The organism is Stenotrophomonas sp. TWI809 (assembly GCF_039673205.1).
Lineage (GTDB): Bacteria > Pseudomonadota > Gammaproteobacteria > Xanthomonadales > Xanthomonadaceae > Stenotrophomonas.
Genome location: NZ_JBDJLE010000014.1, coordinates 93,711 through 108,940 on the forward strand (window position 1 = coordinate 93,711; position 15,230 = coordinate 108,940).

General features: G+C 68.3%; 14 protein-coding genes. 2 read left to right on the forward strand and 12 right to left on the reverse strand.

Going from position 1 to position 15,230, the window contains the following annotated elements; translation table 11 throughout:
• Positions 1-9: 9 nt before the first annotated feature.
• From apaG to ABE472_RS12215, 8 genes are all read right to left on the reverse strand, one after another.
• Positions 10-393 (reverse strand): Co2+/Mg2+ efflux protein ApaG, encoded by a 384-nt coding sequence (gene apaG / locus ABE472_RS12180; protein ID WP_121042792.1) that lies wholly within the window; start codon positions 391-393, stop codon positions 10-12.
• Positions 394-516: 123 nt separating this feature from the next.
• Positions 517-1,347 (reverse strand): 16S rRNA (adenine(1518)-N(6)/adenine(1519)-N(6))-dimethyltransferase RsmA, encoded by an 831-nt coding sequence (rsmA, locus tag ABE472_RS12185; RefSeq protein WP_152154483.1) that lies wholly within the window; start codon positions 1,345-1,347, stop codon positions 517-519.
• Positions 1,344-2,324 (reverse strand): 4-hydroxythreonine-4-phosphate dehydrogenase PdxA, encoded by a 981-nt coding sequence (pdxA, locus tag ABE472_RS12190; protein ID WP_346466284.1) that lies wholly within the window; start codon positions 2,322-2,324, stop codon positions 1,344-1,346. Before pdxA ends, rsmA begins: the two co-directional genes overlap by 4 nt.
• A gap of 3 nt (positions 2,325-2,327) precedes the next feature.
• The gene (locus ABE472_RS12195) at positions 2,328-3,674 is read right to left on the reverse strand and encodes a peptidylprolyl isomerase (protein ID WP_313210120.1); all 1,347 of its coding nucleotides are present in this window, start codon (positions 3,672-3,674) and stop codon (positions 2,328-2,330) included.
• Positions 3,671-6,124 (reverse strand): LPS-assembly protein LptD, encoded by a 2,454-nt coding sequence (gene lptD, locus ABE472_RS12200; protein ID WP_346466285.1) that lies wholly within the window; start codon positions 6,122-6,124, stop codon positions 3,671-3,673. The genes ABE472_RS12195 and lptD overlap by 4 nt, the downstream gene beginning before the upstream one ends.
• A 116-nt stretch (positions 6,125-6,240) precedes the next feature.
• Positions 6,241-7,152 carry a histone deacetylase family protein gene (locus ABE472_RS12205; RefSeq protein WP_313219954.1) on the reverse strand — a complete coding sequence of 304 codons (912 nt, stop codon included), beginning with the start codon at positions 7,150-7,152 and terminating at the stop codon, positions 6,241-6,243.
• A gap of 35 nt (positions 7,153-7,187) precedes the next feature.
• Positions 7,188-7,742 (reverse strand): cob(I)yrinic acid a,c-diamide adenosyltransferase, encoded by a 555-nt coding sequence (locus ABE472_RS12210; protein ID WP_313210114.1) that lies wholly within the window; start codon positions 7,740-7,742, stop codon positions 7,188-7,190.
• Positions 7,743-7,760: 18 nt separating this feature from the next.
• Positions 7,761-8,345, reverse strand: a complete 585-nt coding sequence (locus ABE472_RS12215) for a hypothetical protein (RefSeq protein ID WP_346466286.1) — start codon at positions 8,343-8,345, stop codon at positions 7,761-7,763.
• Positions 8,346-8,439: 94 nt separating this feature from the next.
• Between ABE472_RS12215 and ubiH the strand changes: the two genes are divergently transcribed.
• Entirely contained in the window at positions 8,440-9,645 is a 1,206-nt protein-coding gene (gene ubiH, locus ABE472_RS12220; RefSeq protein ID WP_346466287.1) for a 2-octaprenyl-6-methoxyphenyl hydroxylase, read from the forward strand.
• Positions 9,642-10,817 carry a UbiH/UbiF family hydroxylase gene (locus tag ABE472_RS12225; protein WP_313219952.1) on the forward strand — a complete coding sequence of 392 codons (1,176 nt, stop codon included), beginning with the start codon at positions 9,642-9,644 and terminating at the stop codon, positions 10,815-10,817. Before ubiH ends, ABE472_RS12225 begins: the two co-directional genes overlap by 4 nt.
• Positions 10,818-10,826: 9 nt before the next feature.
• Here the strand turns inward: ABE472_RS12225 and ABE472_RS12230 are convergent, their stop codons facing one another.
• The 4 genes from ABE472_RS12230 to ABE472_RS12245 form a co-directional block, all read right to left on the reverse strand.
• Positions 10,827-11,240, reverse strand: a complete 414-nt coding sequence (locus ABE472_RS12230; RefSeq protein ID WP_346466288.1) for an EF-hand domain-containing protein — start codon at positions 11,238-11,240, stop codon at positions 10,827-10,829.
• A gap of 112 nt (positions 11,241-11,352) precedes the next feature.
• Entirely contained in the window at positions 11,353-12,399 is a 1,047-nt protein-coding gene (gene rlmM, locus ABE472_RS12235; RefSeq protein WP_313210104.1) for a 23S rRNA (cytidine(2498)-2'-O)-methyltransferase RlmM, read from the reverse strand.
• 24 nt (positions 12,400-12,423) lie between these two features.
• Positions 12,424-12,984, reverse strand: a complete 561-nt coding sequence (locus tag ABE472_RS12240) for a nucleoside deaminase (protein WP_123728403.1) — start codon at positions 12,982-12,984, stop codon at positions 12,424-12,426.
• Between the two features lie 202 nt (positions 12,985-13,186).
• Entirely contained in the window at positions 13,187-14,935 is a 1,749-nt protein-coding gene (locus ABE472_RS12245) for a glutamine--tRNA ligase/YqeY domain fusion protein (protein ID WP_346466289.1), read from the reverse strand.
• Positions 14,936-15,230 lie beyond the last annotated feature (295 nt).

A 15,230-nucleotide genomic window follows, 5' to 3' on the forward strand; every position in this document is an offset into this window, starting at 1 on the left:
GCGCCTCCATCAGTGCAGTGTGCGCGGAACGGTCAGGACGAACGGCGCGATGGGGGCGGCGAACTCCGTGCCGTCATCGGCCACCATGTCGTAGTGCCCCTGCATCGTGCCGTGCTCGGTCTCCAGCATGACACCGGAGGTGTAACGGAAGTCTTCACCGGGGCGCAGCCGCGGCTGCTCGCCGATCACCCCATCGCCGTCGACATGCTCGATGCGGCCATTGGCATCGGTGATCCGCCAGTGGCGGGCCACCAGCCGTGCCGCGACGCGGCCCCGGTTGAGGATGCGGATCGTATAGGCGAACGCGTAGCGGCCGTCCTCCGGGGTGGACTGGTCATCGAGGAAGCGGGGGGCGACCTCGACGGAGATCGCGTAGTTTGCAGCGTCGTTCATGCAGGCAGTTTAGTGAATGTTGTGCACGATGAGATGAGTGCTGCCCAAGCTGGCAGCGCCCCCGTCATGGATGTCAGGCGGTTCTACGTGCGCGCGGCCGGTGCTGGCCACGAGGTGGCGCGCTCAACCCTGCGGCGCGTCAGCCTCGTACGGGACGTTGGCCAGCGCGATGAACTGCGCCACGTCCAGCTGCTCGGCGCGGGCGTCGCTGCGCACGCCAGCCGCTTCGAACTGCTCGGGCGTGCACACGTTCTGCAGGGCATTGCGCAGGGTCTTGCGACGCTGCCCGAAGGCGGCCTTGACCACGTGGGCGAAGCGCTTGCGGTCCAGGATGCCGACCGTGGCCGGATCCCGCGGGACCAGCCGCACCACCGCCGAATCGACCTTCGGCGGCGGACGGAACGCACCCGGTGGCACCACGAACAGCGAGGTGACCTTGCAGAACGCCTGCAGCATCACGCTCAGCCGGCCATACACCTTGCTGCCCGGATCGGCGGCCATGCGGTCGACCACTTCCTTCTGCAGCATGAAGTGCATGTCGGTGATCACCGCCGCGTGGTCCAGCGCATGGAACAGGATCGGCGAGGAGATGTTGTAGGGGAGGTTGCCGACCAGGCGGATCGGGCTGCCCGCGGCCAGCTCGGTGAAGTCCACCTGCAGCACGTCGCGGTGGATGATGGTCATCTCGCCCAGCGGTTCGGCGGCGGCGGCCAGCGGGCCGACCAGATCCCGATCGAACTCGATCACGGTCAGCTTCGGGTGGCGGCGCAGCAGCGGCAGGGTGATCGCGCCCTGGCCCGGGCCGATCTCGACCAGGCGGTCGCCGTCTTTCGGGCTGACCGCCAGCACGATCTTGTCGATGTAGCTGCGGTCGGCGAGGAAGTGCTGGCCGAGCTGCTTCTTGGCGGGGCCGGAGAAACCGGGCGCGCCGGAGGAGGAATACGAAGAAGTCATGACACCAGTGTACGTTGGCGCGCCAGCCGGGCACACAGCGCGGTGGCAGCGAGGAGGCTGGAAGGGTCGGCCACGCCGCGGCCGGCCAGATCCAGGGCGGTGCCATGGTCGACCGCGACGCGCGGGTAGGGCAGGCCCAGGGTGATGTTGACGGCCTGCTCGAAGCCGCTGTACTTGAGCACCGGCAGGCCCTGGTCGTGGTACATCGCCAGCACCGTGTCGAACCCGGCCAGCTTGGCCGGCAGGAAGGCGGTGTCGGCCGGCAGCGGGCCGACCAGGTCCATGCCCCGGGTGCGCAGGCGCTCCAGCAGGGGGATGATCAGGTCGAGCTCTTCGCGGCCCAGGTGGCCGTCTTCGCCAGCGTGCGGGTTCAGCCCGAGCACGGCGATGCGCGGCGAGGCCAGGCCGAAATCGCGCTGCAGGGCGTCGTGGACGATCTGCAGGGTCAGCGCCAGCCCGTCAGGGGTGATCGCATCGGCCACGGCGCGCAAGGGCAGGTGGGTGGTGGCCAGGGCGACCCGGACAATGTCATTGGCGAGCATCATCACCACCGGGGTGCGGGCCTGGTCGGCCAGCAGTTCGGTCGTGCCGCTGTAGGCGATGCCGCCATCGTTGATGACCGCCTTGTGCACCGGGCCGGTGACCACGCCGGCCAGTTCACCGGTCAGGCAGGCCTGCCCAGCCTGTCGCAGCGCGCCGATCACCGCCCCGGCGTTGGCTGGATCCGGCGTGCCGAAACGGGAGGGCACCGCATTGGGCACCACGCGCAACGGCAGATCGCCCGGCTGGCGGGCGATGGTGTCTTCAGGCAGGAGCTGCAGCGGCAGCGACAGCGCAGCGGCGGCAGCGTGCAGCGTGTCCGGGTCGGCGAAGGCCAGCAGCCGGCAATCGGTGCGCGGCTGCTGGACCAGACGGAGGCAGAGCTCCGGGCCGATCCCCGCCGGCTCGCCCGGTACCAGCGCGAGCTGCGGGAGCATGAATCAGGACTGCGGCGGCGTGGTCGCCGCGGCACCCGGGGCATAACCGCGCATATCCACGTAGGCTTCGCCACGCAGTTCCTGCAGGAAGCGGTTGTACTCTTCCTCCAGCTTGCGGCGGCCGATCGTTTCACGGATCTGGGCGCGCTGGTTGTCGGTGGTGGCATCGGTCTGGCGCGTGGCGACGCGCTGGACGATGTGCCAGCCGGCATCGGTACGGAACGGCTGGCTCACGCCGCCGTCGGTGATGCCTTCAACCTGCTTGCCGAAGTCCGGGCCGAAGGCATCGGCCGGGAACCAACCCAGATCGCCGCCCTGGCCCTTGCTGTTGTTGTCTTCCGAGGATTCCTTGGCCACTGCATCGAACTCGGCGCCGCCGGCGATGCGGGCACGCAGCGTGTCGATCTTGGCCTTGGCCGCGGCATTGTCCTGCTGGTCGGTGATGCGGACCAGGATATGACGGGCGTGGTACTCGGTGATGGTGTGACCGCCGTCAGCGGCCGCGCTGGCATCACGCACCTCGACCAGCTTCAGCAGCTGGAAACCACTGGGGCCACGCAGCGGGCCGACCACGTCGCCGGACTTCATCTCTTTCATCATCTGCGCGAAGGCATTCGGGATTTCATCCAGCGAACGCCAGCCCAGGTCGCCGCCTTCCAGCGCGTTGGGACTGTCCGAATAACGGACGGCGGCCGCGTTGAAGTCGAGCTCGCCCTTGTCCAGCAGCGCCTTGACGCCATCGGCCTTCTTCTGGCCGGTGGTGATCTGCTCGGCGGTGGCGCCTTCCGGCAGGCCGATCAGGATGTGGGCCAGGTGGTACTGGGTGCCCACGGTGGCCTGCTGCTTGAGCGCGCCATCCACTTCGCCTTCGCTGACGGTGATGCGGCTCTGCGCGAAGCTCTGGCGCAGGCGCTGGACGGTGATCTCGTCACGCACCGAATTGCGGAAATCGTTGAAATCCAGGCCATCGCTGGCCAGACGCTGGCGCAGGGCATCCAGGGTGGAACCGTTCTGCTGGGCGATGGCGTTGATGGCCTGGTTCAGTTCCTGATCGCTGACCTTGATGCCGCTGCTCTCGGCACGCGCCACCTGCAGCTTCACCAGTACCAGACGCTCGAGCACCTGGCGGCTGAGCACGTCATCAGGCGGCAGCTGGTTTTCACGACCGGCGTACTGGGCCTTGATGTTCTGGACGGCGCGGTCCAGTTCGCTCTGCAGCACGACGTCCTCATCGACGATCGCCGCGATGCGGTCCAGCGGCTGACTCTGCTGGGCCAGCACCTGCAACGGGGCCGTCGCGGAGGAGACCGCCAGCAGGGAGGCGAGGAGTACGGGAAGGGTCTTGGTCATGGGATCTGATTCGGATCGTAGTCGTCGCGGGCTGCACCGGTGTTGCTGGGCGGCACCAGATAGAGGTCGTCTCGGTAGTACCCGAGAATAGCACGGCGCAAGGTGCGGTCCGTGTTCTGGCCGATGGAGCTCAGGCCCTTGAGCACGAACTCGATCTGGAAGGAGTTGTTCAGTTCACCCTCGCGATTGCGCACGTAGCGGCGGGCGATGGCGCGAACGGCCAGACAGCAGCTGTCCCACTGCACGCCACCGATGATTTCCAGCGGGGCGCGGTCCTGGATGGAGTAGTAATAGCGTCCGACCAGGCTCCAGCGCTCGTTGAGCGGGTAGAGGAAGGACAGGTCGGCCTGCTCCAGCAGCGTCCGGTCGCGGCGGGTCGCCGTGGTCGAGGCCTGTGGATTCAAGCGGCTGCGGTAGGTCAGGTTGACGATGCCGTCGTTGGACATGAGGTAGCGCGCGCGTACGCTGGCCAGATCCTCACGCTTGTACTTGGGATCCCACTGATAGGTGGCACCCAAGGTCCAGCGGTCGTTGATCATGTAGTTCGTATCGGCGATCCAGGCCGACTTGCCCTGCTCGACCGGCGTTTCACTGCTGTTGAGCGTGACCCGGGAATCATCGAAGTACAGGATCTGGCCGATGCTGCCCGAGAAGCGCTCCTTGCCGGTGTCCTGGTCGATGAAGCGGGTGCTCACCGCCATGGTCAGCTGGTTGGCGTCGTTCTGGCGATCGGCGCCGGAGTAGCGCGAGTCGCGGAACAGCTGGCCCCAGCTGAAGGTGAAGTCACGCGTATCGAACACCGGCAGGTCGCTCTGGTCGCGGTAGGGCGTACGCAGATAGAACAGGCGCGGTTCCAGCGTGTGCAGGAAGCGCGTGTCGCCGATGGTGGTTTCCCGATCGAAGAACAGGCCCGCGTCGATGGTGCCGATCGGCAGGCTGCGGCTCGGCGAGGTGTTGCCGCGCAATTGGTCGGGGGTCGCGGTAGCCGGGTCGATGCCGGCGGCGATCAGATTCTGCCGACGGATGTCATCGGCCAACCCGCGTTCCAAATCGTACCCGGTGTAGCGGTAGGCCAGGGTCGGGGTGACGTACCAGGCCGCGCCGCTGAACGGCATCGAGACATACGGTTTCACATCCAGTCGCGAGCCGCCGTCCATGCTGCGTGACACACCGGTGCGCTCGTATTCCTGGTCCGCGCCGAACTTCTCGTGCACGTCCAGGTGCGTGAAGTTCACCGCTTCGGCATACACGCCGGTTTCCAGCCACGGCAGCAGCGGCTTGTCCCAGTTGACGAACAGGCGCGGCTGGCGCGCGTACGGCAGGGACGATTCGGTCAGGGTGTAATCGGTGAGCTGCCAATAGTCGGCCATCAGGCCGCCGGTCCAGTTCTCACCGGTGCCGTAGATGCCGATCTGGCTCTGCAGGTTGGAGGTGGTCACGCCGAGCAGCCGGTTGGAGAAATCCTCCAGATAGCGCTCGTCGCTGACCCAGGCCAGGCTCGCACGGGCCTGCCAGTTGGCGTTGATGTTGTGGTACCCGCTGAACTCCACGCGGCCGCGATCCTTGTCGCGCAGCTTGTCGTTGGGCAGGTAGGCGGTCAGCAGCTCGCCGCGGCCGCCGTCGTAGAGATAGCGGAATTCGTTGTCGAGCATGAAACCGCGCTTGCTCATGTAGCGCGGCATCAGGGTGTCGTCGAAGTTCGGCGCCAGGTTCAGATAGATCGGCTGGGTGTAGTCGAAGCCGTTGCGGCCGGACAGCCCCACCTGCGGGTAAAGCAGGCCGGTCTGGCGGCGGTCATCGATCGGGAACTTGAAGTACGGCGCCCACAACACCGGAACCTTGCCGATGCGCAGCACGGCATTGCGCGCGGTACCGAAGCCGGCGTCGTTATCGACCTCGATCTGCGGTGCCGAGAGCTTCCACACCGGCTGCGAGGGATCGCAGGTGGTGTAGGTGGAGCGGTGCATCTGGCCCACCGCGCCCTGCAGATCGATCGATTCGGCGCCACCGTTGCCCCGGCGGGACACCAGTTGGTACTGGATGTCGGAGATTTTGTGGGTGTCGCTTTCCTGATTGCCTTCGGCGCGCTTGGCCTTCATCCGGATCGAGGAGTCCTGATAGCGGACGTTGCCCTCGGCGATGTAGTTGCCGCTTTCGGTGTCGAAGCTCAGGTTGTCGGTGCCCAGGAACTGGTCGCCGCGCTTGAGCGCGACATTGCCCTGGTAGTTGGGTACCACGGAGGTACCGGTCAGTTGGTCGCCTTCGATGTCCGTCGGCTGCTGGTCACGCGTCGCGGCCGCGGCTTTGTCAGCCTTGGGCGCATCGTCGAACACGGGCAGCACGTCGGTCACCGGGCACAGGCCCCAGTTCACCGGCTTGTCGTCGGCCAGGGCCGGCAGGCAGATGGCGATACTGAGGGGGAGGGGCAGCAGGCGGAGGGCTCGGCGCACGCGGTATCGGATTCGGGCGAAAACGGATCGTAGCTTGCCCCATCCCTTGCATAGGGGCAATGAAGGTCCCGCCCACGCAGGGGGCCGGGTTCATTCCAAGGCCCGGTCCGCGCGGTTCAGCGCAGCTGGCCGACGTGGGCCACGCTGCACTCGGCCAAGGCCTGCAGGTCGTATCCGCCCTCGAGCATCGACACGATCCGCCCGGCGCCGTGGCGGCGGGCGAGCCCGCGCAGCTCGGCGGTGATCCAGGCGAAATCCTCCGTTTCCAGCATCAGGTCGGCCTGCGGGTCGCGCATGTGCGCATCGAAGCCGGCCGAGATCAGCAGCAGCTGCGGGCGGAAATCATCAATGGCCGGCAGCATTTCGTCGGCCCAGGTGTTGCGGAAGCGGAAGCCGCCACTGCCCGGGGGCAGAAGGATGTTCATCAGATTGCCGGCCCCGCGGTCGCGGCGGAGGCCGGAATTGGGGAACAGACCGGCCTGGTGGGTGCTGTAGTAGGCCACCCCGGGATCGGCGATGAAGATGTCCTGGGTGCCGTTGCCGTGGTGCACGTCGAAATCGACGATGGCGATCCGTTCCAGTCCATAGCGGTCGCGGGCGTAGGCCGCGGCGATGGCGATGTTGTTGAACAGGCAGAAGCCCATCGCCGTGTTGGCGCTGGCATGGTGGCCCGGCGGGCGCACCGCGCAGAACGCGACCGGGTCCTGGCCGAGCATCACCGCATCGACCGCCGCCACGCCGGCACCGGCCGCATGCAGGGCCGCACTGGCCGAGCCGGGCGAGGTCATGGTGTCCATGTCGATCAGGCGCAGCGGCTCGGTCTGCGGCTTGAGGACCAGGTCGATCAGTTCGCTGTCATGGACCCGGGCCAGCTCGCCGAGCTTGGCCGGCGGCGCCTCCCGCCAGTCCAGCTGGTCCGGATAGGCCGTCTTGAGCGCATCGAGCACCCCCTGCAGGCGCGCCGGGCATTCGGGGTGGCCGCGGCCGGGATCGTGTTGCAGACAGGCGGGGTGGGTGAAAACCAGCATGCGGGCAGGATATCCGGGTGGGGCGGCAGGGCCGCTCAGGCGTGGCGGCGCTCGTGGCGCCAGAGCACCTCGCCGTGGCCGTCGGCGCGGGCCAGCACGCGCGCGAGCACGAACAGCAGGTCCGACAGGCGGTTGAGGTAGTGCAGTGCTTCCGGGCGGACCGTCTCGCGGCGCGCCAGCGTGACCGTCTCGCGCTCGGCGCGGCGCACGATGGTGCGGGCCAGATGGCAGCGCGCCGCCGCTTCGCCACCGGCCGGCAGGATGAACTCCTTCAACACCGGCAGATCGGCGTTGTAGTGGTCCAACTGCAGCTCCAGCGCCTCGATGTCGGCGGCGTGGATGGCGGCATGGCCGGGGATGCACAGCTCGCCGCCCAGATCGAACAGCTGGTGCTGGATCACCGTCAGCAGCGCGCGGATGTCGTCGGGCAGCGGTGCCGCGAGCAGCACCCCGAGCGCCGAGTTGGCCTCATCGACGGTGCCGTAGGCGGCGACGCGGGCGTCGTCCTTGGCCACGCGGCTGCCATCGCCCAGCCCGGTACTGCCATCGTCACCGGTGCGCGTATAGATACGGGAAAGGCGGTTACCCATCGGCGAGCCCGGCCGCGCTCAGTGCAGCACGTCGCGGCGCGCCTGCAGCAGCTTGCCAACCTGTTCGGTCGCCAGCTGCAGGGCGGCGGCCAGGCCGACGTAGACCGCGGCGGTGCGCAGGTAGGGCAGGAACCAGTCGCTGTAGTTCTTCGCCCAGCCACCGAGGGTGGGGGCGGCCACGCTGTCACTGGTCCAGTAGAAGCCGCCCTGGGCGAACAGATGACAGACCGCCACCGCCGCGACCAGCAACAGCGCGCCCTTGCCCAGCGCGGCCCAGTGGGCGCCGTGATAGCCGCCGCGCAGCAGCATGCCACCGCCCCACATCGCGAAGTACGCCGGCAGCAGCATCCAGTAGCCCGGCGAGACGCAGTAGTGCTGCCAGAAATCCAGGCCGCTGCGGCGGATCACGATCCAGTCGACCACTACCGCCAGCGCCATCAGCAGCGGGAACGCCCAGCGGGTCCACTGGCGCAGGTAGAAGCCGCCGATGAAGAACACCGCCCAGGAGGCATCCGGAATCGCCGCGAAATGATTGACCCGGGTCGCCGCCATCAGCAGCACGAGCACGGACAGGACAAAGGCGGGTTGGGCAGTGGAGGTCATGGCGGTGACGGGTGAGGGCAGGCATTCATTCTAGCGCCTGCTGCGGCAGGCCGCCGCACGCCGCCGGAACGGACGAACCCTTATCATGGCGGGCATGAGTGAACGACATGATGTAGTGATCGTAGGCGGCGGGCTGGTCGGTGCCAGCCTGGCCATCGCCCTGGACCGTGCCGGCCGCGATGTCGGCCTGGTCGAGGCGTCGCCGCTGGGCACGCTGCCGGCGGTCTTCGACCAGCGCAACCTCAGCTTTGCTGCGGCCACCGTCAACGCGCTGACCGCGCTGGGCGTGATGCAGACGCTGGCCGCTGCGCCGGGCGCGATCACCCGTATCCATGTCAGCCGTGCCGGCGATTTCGGCCGGGTGCAGATGGAGGCCGCGCAGTACCAGCGCCCGTGGTTCGGCCAGGTGGTCGTGGCGCGCGATTTTGGCCAGGCGCTGGAGGCGCGGCTGGAGACGCTGACCCACCTGACCCGCTATCGTCCGGCCCGGTTCGTGCGCCTGGGCGCCACGGTGGACGGCTACCGCCAGGTGTTCATTGCCGAAGACCGCGGCGAGCGCTGCCTGCTGGCCAGGCTGGTGGTCGGGGCAGACGGGACCCGCAGTGGCGTGCGCGACGCGCTGGGCATCGGCGTGGACGAACATGATTTCCAACAGACCCTGTTCGTGTCGCGGGTGCGTGCCGCACGTGCGCCGGATGGCACCGCGTACGAGCGCTTCACCGACAGCGGCCCGACCGCGTTGCTGCCGCGTGGCGACCGTCACTTCGGTGCGGTGCACGGCGTTGCCCGCGAGCAGGCCGAGGCGGTGATGGCGCTGGACGATGCGGCGTGGGTGAGCCGCCTGCAGGGTGCGATCGGCTGGCGTGCCGGCCGGTTGCTGGAGAGCGGGCCGCGCAGCGCATATCCGTTGATCCAGGTGCTGTCGCGCGCGTTGGTCGGCGAGCGTGCCGTCCTGCTTGGCAATGCCGCGCAGACCATCCATCCGCTGGGCGCACAGGGCTTCAACCTGGGCCTGCGCGATGCGCTGACCCTGGCCGAACTGGTCGCCGAGGCCGACGATGCCGGCAGCGATGCACTGCTGCGCGAACACGTGGCACGACGTCTGGAAGACCGCGAGCAGACCATCGCCTTCTCCGGCGGGCTGGCACGCCTGACCAGCAACCCGGCACCGCTGATGCGGCCGCTGCGTTCGCTCGGGTTGCTGGCGGCACAGGCCACGCCGATGCAGTCGATGCTGGTCGGTGGCGCGATGGGCTTCCGCGGCCAGGTGCCGGCGCTGTGCCGCGGAGCGGGCCTGTGAGCCGGCGTCCGCAGGACGTGGTGGTGGTCGGTGGCGGTGTGGTCGGCGCGGCCTGTGCCTTGGCCTTGGCCGATGCCGGGTTGTCGGTGACGTTGGTGGAAGGCCGCGAGCCCGCCGCCTGGCAACCGCAGCAACCGGATCTGCGCGTGTATGCGTTCGCGCCGGACAACGCCCAGCTGCTGGCCGCGCTCGGCGTGTGGCCGGCGGTGACCGCCGCGCGTGCCTGTGCCTACCGCCGCATGCGGGTCTGGGATGCGGCCGGCGGCGGCGAACTGCGCTTCGACGCCGATACGCTCGGCCGCGAACAACTGGGCTGGATCGTCGAGAACGATCTGCTGGTGGACCGCCTGTGGGCGGCGCTGCCGGGGGCCGGCGTGCAGCTGTGCTGCCCGGCGCGGGTGGAAGCACTCGAGCAGGACGCCAACGGGGTGCGCCTGCGCCTGGACGACGGCCGTCGGCTCGACGCCTCGCTCGCGGTCGCCGCCGACGGGGCCGAATCCACCCTGCGCCGTCTGGCCGGGCTGGAGGTGACCCGCCAGGATTACGGCCAGCGTGGCGTGGTTGCCTACGTGGATACCGAAAAAAACAATGAAGCCACCGCGTGGCAGCGCTTCCTGGTGACCGGCCCGCTGGCGGTCCTGCCGATCAGCGCGCAGCGCAGTTCGATCGTGTGGACGCTGCCCGAGGCCGAGGCCGAGCGCGTGCTGGCACTCGACGAGGCCGCCTTCGGCCGTGAGCTCACCCATGCCTTTGCCGGGCGGCTGGGGGCGATGACCCTGGCCTCCAAGCGCGCGGCCTTCCCGCTGCGCCGCCAGTTGGCGACCGGCTACGTCGCCGGCCGCGTGCTCGCGCTCGGTGATGCGGCGCATGTGGTGCATCCGTTGGCCGGGCAGGGTGTCAATCTCGGCCTGCGCGATGTCGCCGCGCTGCGGACGATGGTGCTGGCGGCACAGCAGCGCCGCCAGGAGTGGATGTCACCGCACCGCCTGCAGCGCTGGGCACGCGAACGCCGCAGTGAGAACACCGTCGCTGCGTACAGCTTCGATGCGATCAACACGGTGTTCTCCAATGATGAGATGCACCTGACCCTGGCGCGCGGTCGCGCGCTGGGCTGCGCCGGCAAGCTGCCGCCGCTGGTATCGATGTTCTGGAAGCGCGCGGCGGGGGGGTGAGCGGCGCGCTCAGTCGATCAGCCAGCCGGCCAGATCGGCGCGGTCCAGCGTGCCGCGCCGCTTCACGTCCAGCGCGTTGAATTCATCGGCCAGCGTCGGGTTGGCCTGCGCCTCGGCGCGGCTGATGAAGCCGTCGCCGTCGACATCCAGCGCCGCGAACGCGATGCGGTACTGTCCCACCACGCTCACCGGCTGCACCGAACGCACCGTCACCGCGGCTTCGCCGGCCGGTGCGGCCAGCGTCACCTGATGGGTCACCTCACCCTGCGAGAGCGGCTGCGCGCGCACGCTGGCCGGCACCTCGCGCAGCGGTTCGCTGACGGCTGGCGATGGGGTGTGGACCTGGGCCAGCGCGAGCGTGGGCAGCAGGGACACCAGGGACACCAGGGACAGCAGCAGGGTGAGGCGGGATCGGCGTCGCATGGAAACTCCGTACATGACGTGGGGCGCCGGGTACCCGGCGCGTGCTTCGATCATTGTCGCGCGTTGCGCGGCCAGCCGGGCATGGCCCGGCGCTACCGGTGCTGCGCCTGGGTCAGCGCAGCGGCGAAGCCAGCACCGTGATTTCTTCGCGGTCGTGATACAGCTGCTTGGCGCGCAGGTGCAGCGGTTTGCCGGCCTGTTCCTGGAACAGCTCCAGACACAGGCGGGTTTCATCCCAGCGCTTTTTCATCGGCAGCTTGAGGTTGAAGATCGCATGCTTGCACCAGCCCTCGCGGAACCAGGTGGCCATGCGCTCGGCCACGCGGCGCGGCTGTTCGACCATGTCGCAGACCATCCAGTCCAGCGGGGTCTCCGGCTGCCAGTGGAAGCCGTCGGCGCGCAGGTGCTCCACCAGGCCGGTCTCCAGCACGTGCTCGCGCAACGGGCCGTTGTCCACGCTGATCACCTTCACGTGCTGGCGGGTCAACACCCACGTCCAGCCACCCGGTGCAGCGCCCAGATCGGCCGCGCGCATGCCCGGCTTGACCAGCAGCTCGCGCTCGTCCGGCGTCATCAGGGTGAGCAGGGCTTCATCCAGCTTCAGCGCCGAGCGCGAAGGCGCATCGGGCAGCAGCTTCAGGCGCGGGATGCCCAGCGGCCACGGCGCGCTGTCGCGGGTATCGGCCACGCACACAAACGCATGACGACCATCGACGAACACGATGTGCAGGCGCGGCAGGCCGGTGTTCGGCTTGTCGGTCAGCAGGCCGGCCTTGCGCAGCGCCGGGCGCAGTGCGTTGCCGAACGCGCGGGCCAGCCCAGCCAGCGGCTTGCCTTCGTCCGAGTCCGGATGCTCGACCCACATGTCGCCGAAGCGTTGCTGCCCCTGAAGCGCGGCAATGATCGGGGTGATGCGGTCGGCGGCATCGAGCTGCGGCAGCTCGGCCAGCACCTGCAGTTTCTGCCGGGCGAAGATCAGCGAACGCCAGGACAAGGCCTTGGACAGCGCCGCGCCCTCCTCGGTGACGAACACCACGTAGCCGTCATTGCGCTGGGTGCGCGCATAGCCGGCCACGTTGGCATACGCCGCCCGCTCGGAGAGCTCGGCGGCCAGTTCCGGTTCAAAGCCCTGGCGGCACAGACACAGCAGGCCGCTCATCGCATCGCGCCTGAAGCGCGGATATCAGTAATGGGCACCGTTGATCTCTCCGTACTGGCGCAGGACCGCGCGCGCGGCGTCGCGCTCGATGTCGCGCACGACCTCGATGCCACGTTTGTTGAGTTCGCCGATCCAGTCCGCCGGCAGCGGACCCTCGTCGAACGGGGTGAGTTCTTCCACGTCCTGTGCGCTGGCACCGATCAGCAGCCGATCGATACCGGCCCAGATGGTGGCGCCGTAGCACTGGCAGCACGGCTGGGAGGAGGTCGCCAGGGTGATCGGCGACAGCACATCGTTCAGGCGCGGGGTCTGCAGGCGCTGCTGGGCCAGCATGTAGGCCATGTTCTCGGCATGCGCCAGCGAGGTCGTATGCGGGACCACGCGGTTCACGCCGGCGGCGATCACACGATGGTCCGGCCCAAACACCACGGCGCCGAAGGGGCCACCGGTCTGCGCCTCGACATTCAGGCGCGACAGTTCGATCGCCAGCGCGACCTTGTCGGCATCCTCGGGATAGACACGGCCCAGATCGATCTGGTCGTGGATCCAGGCGGGCAGGGTGAGATGGACTTGCGCGTACAGCATCGGGACATGAACCTCTTCAAAGATGGAGCAGCGGCAGTGTATCGGGCCGCGCGTAGGGACGCCGTGCCCGCGCTGAACGCGGCCACGCGCACGCCGGCGCAGGGCTGCGCCGGTCGCAGGGGAGCTGGAGCGCAGGCCCTGCCATGGCAGGGTCGCGCAGGTGACATCAGGCGGCCGGTGCCCGGCACCGGCCACAGCCAGCTTACGCCGACCAGGTATCGCGCAGGGTCACGCTGCGGTTGAACACCGGCGTGGCTGCGGTGTGATCGCGGCGATCGGCGACGAAATAGCCGGTCCGCTCGAACTGGAACGACTGTTCCGGCGCAGCGGTGGCCGCGGCCGGTTCGACATAGCCGGTAACGGTGCGGCGCGAGTCCGGGTTGAGGTAATCGCGGTAGGTCTTGCCCTCGGACTCATCGTCCGGGTTGGCCACCGAGAACAGGCGGTCGTACAGGCGGATCTCGGCCGGTACCGCGTGCACGGCGCTGACCCAATGGATGGTGCCCTTGACCTTGCGGTTGGCGCCTTCCATGCCCGGGCGCGATTCCGGGTCCAGCCAGCCACGCAGCTCGGTGATGGTGCCCTCGGCGTCCTTGATGACCTCATCGCAGCGGATGATGCCGGCCCCGCGCAGGCGCACTTCGCCGCCCGGCACCAGGCGCTTCCAGCCCTTGGGCGGGATTTCGGCGAAGTCCTCGCGTTCGATCCACAGTTCGCGTGCGAACGGCACCTCGCGGGTCCCGAACGCCTCGTCCTTGGGGTGATTGGAGAAAGTCAGGGTTTCTTCGTGACCGTCGGGCAGGTTGGTCAGCACCAGCTTGACCGGATCCACCACCGCCATGCGGCGCGCGGCGGCACTGTCGAGGTCTTCGCGCAGCGCGCCTTCGAGCACGCTGAAATCGATCAGCGAGTTCTGCTTGCTGATGCCCACGCGCTCGGCGAACAGGCGCATCGCGGCCGGGGTATAGCCACGACGACGCAGGCCCTGCAGGGTCGGCATGCGCGGATCTTCCCAGCCGTCCACCAGCTGCTCGGTGACCAGCGCCATCAGCTTGCGCTTGCTCATCACCGTGTAGTTGATGTTCAACCGCGAGAATTCGATCTGGCGCGGCTTGGCGGCTTCACGCGGCAGGCCGCGATCGACCAGCGGCTGGGTCAGCGCATCGTGGTGGGCGAAATCGACGTTGTCCACGCACCAGTCGTACAGCGGGCGGTGGTCTTCGAACTCCAGCGTGCACAGCGAATGGGTGATGCCTTCGATGGAATCGCCCAGCGCATGCGCGAAGTCGTACATCGGGTAGATCGGCCACGCAGTGCCGGTGTTCTGGTGCTCGACGTGCTTGATCCGGTACAGCGCCGGGTCGCGCAGGTTGATGTTGCCGCTGGCCATGTCGATCTTGGCGCGCAGGGTACGTGCACCATCCGGGAACTCGCCCGCGCGCATGCGGCGGAACAGATCCAGGTTTTCTTCGACGCTGCGCTCGCGGAACGGCGACGGGCGGCCCGGCTCGGTCAGGGTGCCGCGGTAGGCGCGCACTTCCTCGGCCGACAGGTCGCACACATAGGCCTTGCCATCGGTGATCAGCTTCTGCGCGGCCAGGTAATAGGCATCGAAGTAATCCGAGGCATGGCGCAGCTCGTTCCACTCAAAGCCCAGCCAGCGCACATCGTCCTGGATCGCGGCCACGTACTCCGGATCTTCCTTGGCCGGGTTGGTGTCGTCGAAGCGCAGGTTGCACACGCCGTTGAACTCACCGGCGATGCCGAAGTTCAGGCAGATCGACTTGGCGTGGCCGATGTGCAGGTAGCCGTTGGGCTCGGGCGGGAAGCGCGTCTTGATCGCGGCATGCTTGCCGGCGGCCAGGTCCTCGCGGACGATCTGACGGATGAAATCCCGTTTTTCCTGGGTTTCCGGAAGGGCGTCGGTGGGGGCGGCGGTAGACTCGGACATGATGCGCGGTCGCAGTTAAAAGGCAGAAAGACCAACAGTTTAGCCTGTCGGGGGACGCGCCACCGCATTCGCGCTGTCGCCCCACGTTTTGCTGCGCAAACCGCGGGCCCCTTCTCACCATCACCCAGACCCCCGCGCCTTCGGCGCCGCCCCCTGACTCAGGGGGCTCCCCTCCAGACGCATTCGGTAGTGCCGACCGTTGGTCGGCACGCGTGGACGCGCCACCGCATTCGCGCTGTCGCCCCACGTTTTGCTGCGCAAACCGCGGGCCCCATCTCACCATCACCCAGACCCC

Excerpts from the sequence above, each read along its gene's own strand:
- apaG (WP_121042792.1), bottom strand. The coding sequence starts at position 393 with ATGAACGACGCTGCAAACTACGCGATCTCCGTCGAGGTCGCCCCCCGC.
- rsmA (WP_152154483.1), bottom strand. The coding sequence starts at position 1,347 with ATGACTTCTTCGTATTCCTCCTCCGGCGCGCCCGGTTTCTCCGGCCCC.
- pdxA (WP_346466284.1), bottom strand. The coding sequence starts at position 2,324 with ATGCTCCCGCAGCTCGCGCTGGTACCGGGCGAGCCGGCGGGGATCGGC.
- ABE472_RS12195 (WP_313210120.1), bottom strand. The coding sequence starts at position 3,674 with ATGACCAAGACCCTTCCCGTACTCCTCGCCTCCCTGCTGGCGGTCTCC.
- ABE472_RS12205 (WP_313219954.1), bottom strand. The coding sequence starts at position 7,152 with ATGCTGGTTTTCACCCACCCCGCCTGTCTGCAACACGATCCCGGCCGC.
- ABE472_RS12210 (WP_313210114.1), bottom strand. The coding sequence starts at position 7,742 with ATGGGTAACCGCCTTTCCCGTATCTATACGCGCACCGGTGACGATGGC.
- ABE472_RS12215 (WP_346466286.1), bottom strand. The coding sequence starts at position 8,345 with ATGACCTCCACTGCCCAACCCGCCTTTGTCCTGTCCGTGCTCGTGCTG.
- ubiH (WP_346466287.1), top strand. The coding sequence starts at position 8,440 with ATGAGTGAACGACATGATGTAGTGATCGTAGGCGGCGGGCTGGTCGGT.
- ABE472_RS12230 (WP_346466288.1), bottom strand. The coding sequence starts at position 11,240 with ATGCGACGCCGATCCCGCCTCACCCTGCTGCTGTCCCTGGTGTCCCTG.
- rlmM (WP_313210104.1), bottom strand. The coding sequence starts at position 12,399 with ATGAGCGGCCTGCTGTGTCTGTGCCGCCAGGGCTTTGAACCGGAACTG.
- ABE472_RS12240 (WP_123728403.1), bottom strand. The coding sequence starts at position 12,984 with ATGCTGTACGCGCAAGTCCATCTCACCCTGCCCGCCTGGATCCACGAC.
- ABE472_RS12245 (WP_346466289.1), bottom strand. The coding sequence starts at position 14,935 with ATGTCCGAGTCTACCGCCGCCCCCACCGACGCCCTTCCGGAAACCCAG.